9 protein-coding genes are annotated in these 12,245 nt (G+C 70.4%); all 9 read right to left on the reverse strand.

From position 1 onward, the window contains the following. The coding region (locus tag VJN29_RS09260; protein WP_324143337.1) for a triose-phosphate isomerase at positions 1-501 on the reverse strand (501 nt) is incomplete at its 3' end. Continuing rightward, positions 501-1,724 (reverse strand): phosphoglycerate kinase, encoded by a 1,224-nt coding sequence (locus VJN29_RS09265; protein WP_324143338.1) that lies wholly within the window; start codon positions 1,722-1,724, stop codon positions 501-503. The genes VJN29_RS09265 and VJN29_RS09260, both read right to left, overlap by 1 nt. A 157-nt stretch (positions 1,725-1,881) precedes the next feature. Continuing rightward, a complete protein-coding gene (gene gap / locus VJN29_RS09270; protein WP_324143339.1) occupies positions 1,882-2,886 on the reverse strand; it encodes a type I glyceraldehyde-3-phosphate dehydrogenase in 1,005 nt (334 codons plus the stop codon). A gap of 200 nt (positions 2,887-3,086) precedes the next feature. Then, positions 3,087-4,067 carry a DNA-binding protein WhiA gene (gene whiA, locus VJN29_RS09275; protein ID WP_324143340.1) on the reverse strand — a complete coding sequence of 327 codons (981 nt, stop codon included), beginning with the start codon at positions 4,065-4,067 and terminating at the stop codon, positions 3,087-3,089. 247 nt (positions 4,068-4,314) lie between these two features. Continuing rightward, entirely contained in the window at positions 4,315-5,283 is a 969-nt protein-coding gene (locus VJN29_RS09280; protein ID WP_324143345.1) for a uridine diphosphate-N-acetylglucosamine-binding protein YvcK, read from the reverse strand. Positions 5,284-5,285: 2 nt separating this feature from the next. Further along, complete coding sequence (rapZ, locus tag VJN29_RS09285) at positions 5,286-6,218, reverse strand: RNase adapter RapZ (protein WP_324143341.1); 933 nt, start codon at positions 6,216-6,218, stop codon at positions 5,286-5,288. Beyond that, on the reverse strand, positions 6,215-8,446 hold the full coding sequence (uvrC, locus tag VJN29_RS09290) for an excinuclease ABC subunit UvrC (RefSeq protein ID WP_324143342.1): 2,232 nt from the start codon (positions 8,444-8,446) through the stop codon (positions 6,215-6,217). The genes rapZ and uvrC overlap by 4 nt, the downstream gene beginning before the upstream one ends. Positions 8,447-8,543: 97 nt before the next feature. Beyond that, positions 8,544-9,035, reverse strand: a complete 492-nt coding sequence (locus VJN29_RS09295; RefSeq protein ID WP_324143343.1) for a Rieske 2Fe-2S domain-containing protein — start codon at positions 9,033-9,035, stop codon at positions 8,544-8,546. After that, entirely contained in the window at positions 9,032-12,136 is a 3,105-nt protein-coding gene (gene uvrA / locus VJN29_RS09300) for an excinuclease ABC subunit UvrA (RefSeq protein ID WP_324143344.1), read from the reverse strand. Before uvrA ends, VJN29_RS09295 begins: the two co-directional genes overlap by 4 nt. Positions 12,137-12,245 lie beyond the last annotated feature (109 nt).

Consider the following 12,245-nt stretch of genomic DNA (forward strand, 5'->3'; position numbering starts at 1 on the left):
CACGCCGTCGAGCGCCGCGCGCAGCTGGGCCACGACGTGCTCGACCTGCCGGCCCTCCTTGCGCACCTCGAGGGCCTCACCGCAGCAGAGGATCGGCGTGAGCTCGTGCGCGTACGCGGCCTTGACCTTGGCTGCTACGACGTCGTCGGTCTCGTCGTGGTACTCGCGGCGCTCGCTGTGGCCGACGACGACGTAGGTGCACCCGAGCTTCTTGAGGAAGGCCCCCGAGATGTCGCCGGTGTAGGCCCCCGACGCGTGTGGCGAAAGATCCTGGGCGCCGTAGTGCAGCCGCAGCCGGTCGCCCTCGACGAGCGTCTGTACGGACCGGAGGTCGGTGAAGGGAGGTATGACCGCGACCTCGACCGCGTCGTAGTCGTGCCTGGCGTCGCGCAGGGTCCAGTCGAGCTTCTGGACGAGGTGCGTTGCCTGCAGGTGGTCGAGGTTCATCTTCCAGTTCCCGGCCATGAGCGGGACCCGGCCCACGGGCTTCTCCGCGGCCATCAGGCGTCTCCCTCCCGGTCGTCGCCACCGTCGAGCACGGTGAGGCCCGGCAGCTCCTTGCCCTCGAGGTACTCGAGGCTCGCACCGCCCCCGGTGGAGATGTGGCCGAAGTCGGTGTCCGCGAAGCCGAGCTGCCGCACCGCCGCCGCGGAGTCGCCGCCACCGACCACGGTGAGCGCCCCGTCGCGGGTCACGTCGGCCAGCGCTTGCGCGAGCGCCTTGGTCCCGGCTGCGAACGGCGCCATCTCGAAGGCGCCCATCGGTCCGTTCCAGAACACCGTGCGGCAGTCGGACAGCTTCTCGGCGAAGAGACGGGACGACTCCGGGCCGATGTCAAGGCCGATCCGGTCGGCAGGGATCGCGTCCACGGCGACGACGTCATGCGCCGCCTCGGCACTGAAGTCGTCGGCGACGACGATGTCGGCGGGCAGGACGATCTCGACGCCCTCCTTGTCGGCCCGCTCGAGATAGCCCTTCACGGTGTCGACCTGGTCAGCCTCGAGCAGGCTCTTGCCGACCTCGAGCCCCTTCGCCGCGAGGAAGGTGAAGACCATGCCGCCACCGACGAGGAGCCGGTCGGCGGTGCCGAGCAGGTTCCCGATGACGCCGAGCTTGTCGGACACCTTGGCCCCGCCGAGGACGACGGCGTAGGGCCGCTGGGCGTCTCGGGTCAGACGGCGCAGCACGTTGACCTCGGCCTCGACGAGGCCGCCGGTCGCGTGCGGGAGCAGCCGCGCCACGTCGTAGACGGAGGCCTGCTCGCGGTGCACGACGCCGAAGCCGTCGGAGACGAAGACGTCGGCGAGCGAGGCGAGTGCCTGGGCGAACTCGGCGCGGCCCTCGTCCGTCTTGGCGGTCTCGCCGGGGTTGAAGCGGAGGTTCTCGAGCAGGAGCACCCCGCCTTCCTTGAGGTGCTCCACCGCGGACCGGGCGCTGGGGCCCACGGTGTCCTCCGCGAAGGTGACCGGCGCACCGAGGACCTCGCCGAGCCGCTTGGCGACCGGCGCGAGCGAGTACTGCGGGTCCGGCTCGCCCTTGGGACGCCCCAGGTGTGCGCAGACGATGACGCGCGCCCCCATCTCGGCGAGCATCCGGATGGTCGGTGCGGACGCGCGGATGCGGCCGTCGTCGGTGATCGTCGTGCCGTCCAGCGGCACGTTGAGGTCGGAGCGGACGAGGACGCGCTTGCCGCGCAGGTCCCCGAGGTCGCCAATCGTCTTCACGCGGATGCCTCTTCGGTCGGGTCAGGTGGGCTGACTGGGGCGAGGTTGGGTGTGGGGACTGGAGGTGCTGGGGGCCCGCCCCACGCGAAGGCGGCCACCGCCATGGCCGGGTACCGAGCGGTCACGCCGGGCGTGGCGGCGGCGGTGGCCGGACTCGTCAGAGCGACTGGCCGACGAGCTTGACGATGTCGACGAGCCGGTTCGAGTAACCCCACTCGTTGTCGTACCAGCCGACGACCTTGACCTGGTTGCCGATGACCCTGGTCAGGCCGGCGTCGAAGATGCACGATGCCGGATCGGTCTCGATGTCCTTGGAGACGATCGGGTCCTCGGTGTAGACGAGGTAGCCCTTGAGTGGTCCCTCGGCGGCAGCCTTGACGGCGGCGTTGACCTCCTCGACCGTGGTCTCGCGGCCCGACTCGAAGGTGAGGTCGGTCGCCGACCCGGTCGGCGTCGGGACCCGGAACGCGAAGCCGTCGAGCTTGCCCTTGAGGTCCGGAATGACCAGGCCGATGGCCTTGGCCGCCCCCGTGGTCGTCGGGACGATGTTGAGCGCGGCAGCCCGGGCACGGCGCAGGTCTCGGTGCGGCCCGTCCTGGAGGTTCTGGTCCGCCGTGTAGGCGTGGATCGTCGTCATGAGGCCCTTGACGATGCCGAACTCGTCATGCATGACCTTGGCCATCGGGGCGAGGCAGTTCGTCGTGCACGACGCGTTGGAGATGATGGTGTGGTTGGCGGAGTCGTACAGGTCGTCGTTCACCCCCATGACGATGGTGATGTCCTCGTTCTTGCCCGGGGCGGAGATGATCACCTTCTTGGCGCCCGCATCGAGGTGGGCCCTGGCCTTCTGCGCGTCGGTGAAGAAGCCAGTCGACTCGACGATGACGTCGGCTCCCACCGACGCCCAGCCGATCTGGGCGGGATCCTTCTCCTCGAAGACGCGAATCGAACTGCCGTCGACGGTGATCGACGTCTCGTCGTAGGTCACCTCGCCCGGGAACTTGCCCAGGATGCTGTCGTACTTCAGCAGGTGGGCGAGGGTCTTGTTGTCCATGAGGTCATTGGTGGCAACGACCTCGAGGTCGGCCCCGGAAGCCAGGGCGGCGCGGAGGAAGTTGCGGCCGATGCGGCCGAAGCCGTTGATGCCTACGCGAACAGTCACGGTGTGCACCTCTTCAAGTGGGACTTCACTGGTCGGCGGGAGACGCAACGCTGCGACGTCCGCACGGTCAACCCTAGTCCGTCACCGTGTACCCGTTCCCGTGAGTCTCATCGCACGTGCCGGGTGCCCGGGGACCGGATCCGGGTCGTATGCCGCTGCGCTGGGGCCCGGAGCGACCGCGCACGCCCGTCGTGGCCGGGTCAGCCGTCGAGCATCTCCGGAGTGAGGTTCGCCTCGGTGCCGGGTATGCCGAGCTCCTCCGCGCGCTTGTCGGCCATGGCCAGCAGGCGCCGGATGCGCCCGGCCACGGCGTCCTTGGTCATGGGTGGCTTCGCGAGCTGGCCGAGCTCCTCGAGGCTGGCCTGTTTGTTCTCGAGACGGAGTGTTCCCGCCTCACGCAGGTGTTCCGGCACGTCATCGCCGAGGATCTCCATGGCCCGCTCGACCCGGGCCCCGGCGGCCACCGCGGCGCGCGCGGAGCGGCGCAGGTTGGCGTCGTCGAAGTTCGCCAGGCGGTTGGCGGTGGCGCGGACCTCCCGGCGGATGCGGCGCTCCTCCCAGGCGAGGACGGCGTCATGCGCCCCGAGACGGGTGAGCATGGCCCCGATGGCGTCGCCGTCCCGGATGACGACCCGATCGACGCCGCGCACGTCGCGGGCCTTCGACTGGATGCCGAGCCGGCGGGCTGCTCCGACGAGCGCCAGGGCGGCCTCAGGTCCCGGAGAGGTGATCTCCAGGGCGGACGACCGGCCCGGCTCGGTGAGCGAGCCGTGGGCGAGGAAGGCTCCCCGCCACGCCGCCTCCGAGTCGCACGTCGGCCCGCTGACGACCTTGGGTGGCAGGCCCCGGACGGGGCGGCCCTGGGCGTCGATGAGGCCCGTCTGGCGCGCGAGGGTCGCACCCTCCTCGATGACCCGCACGACGTACCGGGAGCCCCGCCGGAGACCGCCAGCGGCGAGCACGAGCACGTCGCTGCGGTGGCCGTAGACCTCGGAGATGTTGCGGCGCAGGCGCCGTGCGGCGTTCGCGGTGTCGAGCTCGGCCTCGACGACGATCTGGCCGCCGATGATGTGCAGGCCGCCGGCGAAGCGGAGCATCGTCGACACCTCGGCCTTGCGACAGCAGGGCTTGGTCACATCGAGACGCGAGAGCTCGTCCTTCACCATTGCTGTCATCGCCATGGTCGACATCCTGCCATCCGGACCAGCCCGCCACGGTCGATGCGAGGCCAGCGACCGGCGCCCCAGGTTCGCCAGAGGGCGACTCCGGTCTGCATCCGGCGGCCGGAGATGCTTCCATCCCGCCACGCGCGGGCCCCGGTCCCCAGATGGCGGGCGAAACCGGTCCCAGCCCGCCAGACCCGGACCGCGGTCCCTACATGGCGGCGACACCCCCGCCCCCGCCGAGCCGGACACGGAGGCCGGTGCCTCAGGCCGAGATGACGTCCCGGAGCGCCGCGGCCAGCCGAAGGGGGTCGTGGACGCCGGGGCGACCCCGCGCCACCACGGGGGCGACGACGAGCTCGGCCCCGACATCGGCGGCGGCCACCTTCAGGGCCTCGTGGTCGTCGACGACGCTCGGATCCGCGAGCACGGCGTCCAGCCGCAGGTCGGGGGCGTTCGCGGCGAACGATCGCAGGTGGTCCTCCGCGCGGAAGTCGCGTGTCTCGTCCCTGGCCACCTCGAGGTTGAGGTTGAGCAGCCGTCGGGCCCGGGTCGCGACCAGCGCGTCGGCAAGGTCGGGCACGAGCAGGTGCGGCATGACGGAGGTGAACCACGAGCCCGGGCCGAAGACGATCCAGTCGGCCTCGGCGACCGAGGTCAGGGCCTCTGGGCACGGCCGGGGGCAGGTGGGCAGGATCCCGATCGAGGACACGGTGCCCGGCGACGACGCGATCCGGTGCTGCCCGTGCACGACGACCGTCTCGTCCGGAGAGGCAGGATCGTGACCGCGGATCTCCGCGACGATCTCCAGCGGCTCGCCAGCCATGGGCAGCACTCGTCCTCGCGCGCCGAGGAGCCGGCCGACGAGATCGAGGCCCCGGACCGTGTCGCCGAGCAGCTCCCAGATCGAGACGATCATGAGATTGCCGAGCGCGTGACCGTTGAGCTCCCCGGAGCCCGCGAACCGGTGCTGCAGCACGTCACGCCAGGTGTGGCCCCAGTCCGAGTCGTCACACAGCGCGGCGAGGGCCATACGCAGGTCCCCGGGCGGGAGGACGTGGAAGTCGTCCCGCAGCCGGCCGCTCGAACCGCCGTCGTCGGCGACGGTGACGATCGCGGTCAGGTGGTCCGTGAGGAGGCGCAGCGCACTGAGTGATGCGGCAAGCCCGTGTCCTCCACCGAGAGCGACGATGTGGCGCTGGTCAGTCCGCAGCAGCCGGGCCGCAGGCGGCACCGTCACTCCCGTCCCAGGTCACGATGCACGATGAAGGTGTCGACCCCCTCGGGCTGGCCGATTCGGGCACTGAGCGCTTCGGCGGAAGCAACCGAGCGGTGCTTGCCTCCGGTGCAGCCGATCGCAACGGTGACATACCGGCGTCCCTCCCGGATGTACCCCTCGATCATGGTCTCGAGCAGGGCGCTCGCCCGGTCCAGGAACTCTCCGGCACCGGCCTGCTGCATGACGTACTCCGCCACCGCCTCGTCCTGGCCGTTGAGTGGCTTGAGCTCGGGCACCCAGTACGGGTTGGGCAGGAACCGCATGTCGAGCACGACGTCGGCGTCGAGGGGGAGGCCGTACTTGAACCCGAAGCTCATCACAGCGACCCGCAGCTGCACCTTCCGGTCGCCGGCGAAGATGGACGTCAGCTTCGCCCCCAGCTGGTGCACGTTGAGGCCCGAGCTGTCGATGACCACATCGGCGCTCGAGCGCAGGTCGAGGAGCAGCGAACGCTCCCGCTGGATGCCGTCGAGCAGTCGTCCCCGGCCCTGGAGCGGATGCGGGCGGCGGACGCTCTCGAAGCGACGGACGAGCGCCTCGTCGGTGGCGTCGAGGAAGAGCACGCTCGGTCGTTCACCCCGGGCGGTGGCCGCGTCGATGGCCTCCTGCAGGTGCGCGAACCACCCGCGAGAACGGACGTCGACGACAACCGCCACGCGGCGTGGCGCGGCCTCGGGGTGGCGCTCCATGGAGGCATACCGCAGCTGGGCCAAGGGCTCGAGCATCTGGGGCGGCAGGTTGTCCACGACGAGCCAGCCGAGGTCCTCGAGGACGTTGGCGGTCGTCGTCCGGCCGGCGCCGCTCATGCCCGTGACGATGACGAGTGGCGCGTCGGCGATGGTGCCCTCGCCGCGGCGCGGACTCTCGGACGTCGCGGACCGGGTGTTCATTCGAGGATTTCTCCTGTCGTCAGGCTGACGGCCGGTTGTGCCGGACCGCTCTCGGACAAGTGCGCCACGATGGCAGCGGCGAGGGCAGGCCCGATGCCCGGCACCGCCATGATGTCCTCCGCAGCGGCGGCTCGGAGGCGTTTCACGGACCCGAAGTGCCTCAGCAGGGCCCGCTGTCGCGCTGCCCCCAGACCCGGGACCCCGTCGAGCTGCGAGGCCGTCATGGCCTTGGATCGCCGTTGCCGGTGGAAGGTGATGGCGAAGCGGTGTGCCTCGTCGCGGAGCCGCTGGAGCAGGTAGAGACCCTCGCTCGTGCGCGGCAGGATGACGGGGTACTCGGTCCGCGGCAGCCAGACCTCCTCGAGCCGCTTGGCAAGGCCGACGACGGCCACCTCCTCGATGCCGAGCTCGTCGAGCACCGCCTGGGCCGCGTTGACCTGCGGCAGTCCGCCGTCGACGACGACGAGGCTGGGCGGGTAGGCAAACCGTCGGGGACGGCCGGTGGCCGGGTCGATGGGCCCCGACGCCCGGTCGTCGTCATCGGCAGGAGCACCGGCATCGGCAGGAGCACCGGCATCGGCAAGGCGACCGACACCCACACCGACACCCACACCGACACTCCCAGCGCCAACAGGCCGACCTGCGGAGCTCGCCGTCAGGTCGACCCCCGGTTCCACGCCGGTTGCCAGGTCGAGGTCGCCGATGCCCTCGGCCTCCTCGAGATAGCGACGGAACCGCCTCGTCAGCACCTCGCGCATGGCGGCGGTGTCGTCCACGGTGACGGCCTCCGCGCCTGACTCCGCGCCTGACTCCGCGCCCGTCTCCGCGCCCGTCTCCGCGCCTGAGTCCGCGCCTGCCGCATGTTGACCGTTCACACCCGCAGCCCCGTTGCGCCCGCGGACGATGAACCGCCGGTACTCGCCCTTGCGCGCCAGACCGTCCTCGAAGACCACCATGCTCGCCACGACGTTGGTGCCCTGGACGTGGCTCACGTCGTAGCCCTCGATCCGCAGTGGTGCCTCGGCGAGGCCGAGGTAGTCCTGGAGCTCCTGGAGGGCCCGGCTGCGCAGGGTGAGGTCACCGGCGCGTGCCACCTTGTGCCGGGCCAGGGACTGCTCCGCGTTGCGCCTGACGGTCTCCATGAGGCTTCGCTTGTCACCGCGTTGAGGGACGCGAACGGAGACGGCCGAGCCGCGCAGCCCGGACAGCCAGGCGGCGACCGCCTCGCGGTCGGCCGGCAGGATCGGGACCAGGACCTCGCGGGGCACCGCGCTGCGGTCGCCGTTGTCCGGGTCGACGTCACCGTAGACCTGCTGGAGCAGGTGCTCGATGAGCAGCGGCAGGTCCTCGCTCTCCTTCTCCACGACCCAGCCCCGCTGACCCCGGATCCGTCCGCCGCGGACATGGAAGACCTGCACGGCCGCCTCGAGGTCGTCGTCGGCCACGGCGAAGACGTCGGCGTCCGTGGCGTCCCCGAGGACGACGGCCTGCTTCTCCAGCGCCTTGCGCATCGCAGTGAGGTCATCGCGCAGCCGGGCGGCCTCCTCGAACTCGAGCTTCGCGGCGGCCTGCTTCATCCGAGCCTCGAGACGCCTGCTGAACCGGCTCGTGTCGCCGGACATGAAGTCACAGAAGTCCTCGGCGATGGCGCGGTGCTCCTCGGCGGTGACCCGTCCCACACACGGTGCCGAGCACTTGTCGATGTAGCCGAGCAGACAGGGCCGACCGCTCGCCGCTGCCCGCTTGAACACGCCGGCGGAGCACGTTCGGATCGGGAAGACGCGCAGCAGCAGGTCGAGCGTCTCCCGAATGGCCCAGGCGTGGCCATACGGTCCGAAGTACCGCGTGCCGCGCCGCTTGGCTCCGCGCATCACCTGAGCCCGGGGGAACTCCTCCCCCATCGTCACGGCGAGGAAGGGGTAGGACTTGTCGTCCCGGTACTTGACGTTGAACCTGGGGTCGAACTCCTTGATCCACGAGTACTCGAGAGCGAGTGCCTCGACCTCGGTGCGGACGACGGTCCACTCGACCGATGCGGCGGAGGTGACCATCGTGGCCGTCCGCGGGTGGAGGGCGCCCAGGTCCTGGAAGTACGAGGAGAGCCGTGGGCGAAGGGACTTCGCCTTGCCGACGTAGATGACGCGCCCGTGAGCATCCCGGAAGCGGTAGACGCCCGGGTCGAGCGGGATCTCGCCCGGCTTGGGGCGGTAGGTCGTCGGATCGGCCACGCCACCACCCTATGTCGGGACACCGACTGGCCCGTATGCCGCCGGGCTGCGTCGCCAGCCCACGCGCGGACCCGGCCCAGCGGCATACGACAGTGCGTCAGGTCAGCGTGAACCTGTCCCCCGACACGGTGATCGACTTCGCCTCCAGGGGACGTTTCGCCTCGCTGGCCTCGGTGGGCGCGCCCGAGTCGATGGCGAAGGAGCTGCCGTGGCACGGACAGATGATGAAGCCCTCGCTGATGGTGGTCACGGCACACCGCTGGTGGGTGCACGTCGTGGAGAACGCCTTGAGCGTGCCGGCGACCGGCTGGGTCACGACGACGCTCTGGGCGGGGAAGATCTTGCCGCCGCCGACCGGGATCTCCGATATCGGAGTGCCGCCCGCTGCCGGTGCCTCCGTCGCAGCGCCGGTGCCCGTCACCTCACTCGTGGGGTCGGTGCCCGGTGCCGCGCCCGTCGACGCAGCCTCGTCCGGCCCCTGGTTCGGAGCCCCGGCATTGGGCACTGGTGGGCTGCTGCACGCCGCGAGCGCACCCACCCCCGCAACGCCGATGAGGACGCTCCTGCGACCCGCCGTGCGATCGGTCATGCCGTTCCCTTCGTCGCCGTGGCTCGAGGCGCGCGTTTGCCCACGACCTTCGATGCGGCAGCCTTGCGCACCGTCACCGTCGAGGTGCTCTTCGCCGCCGCTGCGGTGGTGCGGGTCGCCGCCGACGCACGCCCGGAGCCGTTGCGGGTCGTGCCGTTGCGGCTCGAACCGGGCCTGCTCGCCGCGCCCGGTCGCGACGGAGTCCGCGCGGTCCGCTCGAGGATCGGCCGGAGGAACCGCCCCGTGTGGCTGGCCTCCACCTGGGCCACGTCCTCGGGGGTGCCCTCGGCGATCACCTCGCCGCCCCCGGAACCGCCCTCGGGACCGAGGTCGATGAGCCAGTCGGCGTTCTTGATGACGTCGAGGTTGTGCTCGATGACGATGACCGTGTTGCCCTTGTCGACGAGGCCCTGGAGCACGTCGAGCAGCTTGCGGATGTCCTCGAAGTGCAGCCCCGTCGTCGGCTCGTCGAGGACGTAGACGGTGCGTCCGGACGAGCGCTTCTGCAGCTCGCTCGCCAGCTTGACGCGCTGCGCCTCGCCACCTGACAACGTCGGCGCCGGCTGGCCGAGCCGGACATATCCGAGCCCCACGTCGTTGAGCGTCTTCAGGTGCCGCGAGATCGCCGGCACCGCCTCGAAGAACTCGGCCGCCTCCTCGATGGGCATGTTGAGCACGTCCGCGATGGTCCTGCCCTTGAAGTGCACCTCGAGGGTCTCCCGGTTGTAGCGGGCACCGTGGCAGACCTCGCACGGGACGTAGACGTCCGGCAGGAAGTTCATCTCGATCTTGATCGTGCCGTCGCCGGCGCAGTTCTCGCAGCGTCCGCCCTTGACGTTGAAGGAGAACCGACCGGGCTGGTAGCCCCGCACCTTGGCCTCGGTCGTCTCGGCGAACAGCTTGCGCATGCTGTCGAAGACGCCGGTGTACGTGGCCGGGTTCGATCGCGGCGTCCGCCCGATCGGGCTCTGGTCGACATGGACGACCTTGTCGAGGTGGTCGAGTCCGGTGACCGACTTGTGCCGTCCGGGTACCCTCTTCGCGTTGTTGAGCCGGTTGGCGAGCACGTTGTAGAGGATGTCGTTGACGAGGGTCGACTTGCCCGAGCCCGACACTCCCGTCACCGCGACGAGGTTGCCGAGTGGGAAGTCGACGGTGACGTTCTTGAGGTTGTTCTCCTTGGCACCCGTCACGGTGAGCCGCCGCCCGTCGTGACCGCGGCGCACGACGGGTACCGGGATCTCGCGACGGCCGGACAGGTACATGCCGGTGAGCGAGTCGGGGTGCTCGAGCAGGCCCTGGACAGAGCCCGAGTGGACGACGTGGCCGCCGTGCTCGCCGGCGCCCGGACCGATGTCCACGACCCAGTCCGCGGTGGCGATGGTGTCCTCGTCGTGCTCGACGATGATGAGGGTGTTGCCGAGGTCGCGCAGCCGCGTCAGCGTGTCGATGAGTCGGTGGTTGTCCCGCTGGTGCAGGCCGATGGAGGGCTCGTCCAGCACGTAGAGGACGCCGACCAGCCCCGACCCGATCTGCGTCGCGAGCCGGATCCGCTGCGCCTCGCCGCCCGACAGCGTCCCCGCCGGACGGTCGAGCGAGAGGTAGTCGAGCCCCACGTCGACGAGGAAGCCGAGCCGGGAGTCGATCTCCTTGATGACCCGCTCGGCGATCTGCTGCTCGCGCGGCGTGAAGTCGACGGTGTCGAGGAAGCCGGCCGCATCGCGAATCGCGAGCGCGCACACCTCGGAGATGTTCCTGCCGCCGACGAGCACGGCCAGCGACTCGGGCTTGAGCCGGGCGCCCTTGCACACGGGACAGGGCACCTCGCGCATGTAGCCCTCGTAGCGCTCCCGGCTCCAGTCGGAGTCGGTCTCCGCGTGCCTGCGCTTGATGAAGGGCACGACCCCCTCGAAGCCGGTGGTGTAGGACCGGTCGCGACCGTACCGGTTGCGGTACCGCACGTGGACCTTGTAGTTCTCCCCATGCAGCAGCGCCTGCCTGGCCCGGCTCGGCAGCGCCTTCCACGGCACGTCCATGGAGAACTTGAGGTCATCGCCCAGTGCGGCCATGACCCGCTGGAAGTACTCGGCCGATCCCGAGCCCTGGGCCCACGGCTGGATGGCCCCCTCCGCGAGCGTCAGGTCCTCGTCGGGCACGGCGAGCTCCGGGTCGACCTCGAGCTCGGTCCCGATGCCGGTGCACTCGGGACACGCGCCGAACGGCGAGTTGAAGGAGAAGGACCGGGGCTCGATCTCGTCCATGCCGAGCGGGTGGTTGTTGGGGCAGGCCATCCGCTCGGAGAAGCGCCGCTGGCGCCCGGGGTCCTTGGCGTCATGGTCGACGAAGTCGACGAGCACGATGCCACCGGAGAGGCCGAGGGCGGTCTCCACGGAGTCGGTGAGCCGGCGCTTGGCGCCCGTGTCGTCCCCCTTGGCCACCAACCGGTCGACGACGACCTCGATCGTGTGCTTCCGCTGCTTCTCGAGCTTGGGCGGCTCCGACAGGGACACGACCTCTCCGTCGACGCGGGCCCGGGCGAAGCCCTTGGTCTGCAGCTCGGCGAAGAGGTCGACGAACTCACCCTTGCGGCCCTGAACCACCGGGGCGAGCACCTGGAAGCGGGTCCGGTCCTCGAGGGTCAGCAGCTGGTCCACGATCTGCTGCGGCGTCTGCCGGGTCACCGGCTCACCGCACACCGGGCAGTGCGGGCGGCCCGCCCTGGCGAAGAGCAGACGCAGGTAGTCGTAGACCTCGGTGATCGTCCCGACGGTCGACCGCGGGTTGCGGCTGGTCGACTTCTGGTCGATCGAGACCGCCGGCGACAATCCCTCGATGAAGTCGACGTCCGGCTTGTCCATCTGCCCGAGGAACTGCCGGGCATAGGACGAGAGCGACTCGACGTAGCGACGCTGGCCCTCGGCGAAGATCGTGTCGAAGGCGAGCGAGGACTTGCCAGAGCCGGAGAGGCCGGTGAACACGACGAGGCTGTCGCGGGGGAGGTCCACCGCCACGTCCTTGAGGTTGTGCTCGCGCGCACCACGCACGACGAGCGAGTGGGGGTTGGCGTCCCTGTTGGCGGGCGTAAGACTCACGCGCCCCATGCTAGGTCGGTCGACCGACAGTCCCACAAACGCATGGGTGGCCGTATGCCGCTGGGCCCACTCGCGCCGTTACCTGCGGTCCCGCTCGCGCGGGCTTTTCGGGGGGTGC

It is taken from the genome of Intrasporangium sp. (assembly GCF_035280925.1).
In the GTDB taxonomy this organism is placed as follows: Bacteria; Actinomycetota; Actinomycetes; order Actinomycetales; family Dermatophilaceae; genus Intrasporangium.

What these genes read in the sequence shown, in the direction of transcription:
- whiA (WP_324143340.1), bottom strand. Translation starts at nt 4,067, where the DNA reads ATGGCGATGACAGCAATGGTGAAGGACGAGCTCTCGCGTCTCGATGTG.
- rapZ (WP_324143341.1), bottom strand. Translation starts at nt 6,218, where the DNA reads ATGAACACCCGGTCCGCGACGTCCGAGAGTCCGCGCCGCGGCGAGGGC.
- VJN29_RS09295 (WP_324143343.1), bottom strand. Translation starts at nt 9,035, where the DNA reads ATGACCGATCGCACGGCGGGTCGCAGGAGCGTCCTCATCGGCGTTGCG.
- uvrA (WP_324143344.1), bottom strand. Translation starts at nt 12,136, where the DNA reads ATGGGGCGCGTGAGTCTTACGCCCGCCAACAGGGACGCCAACCCCCAC.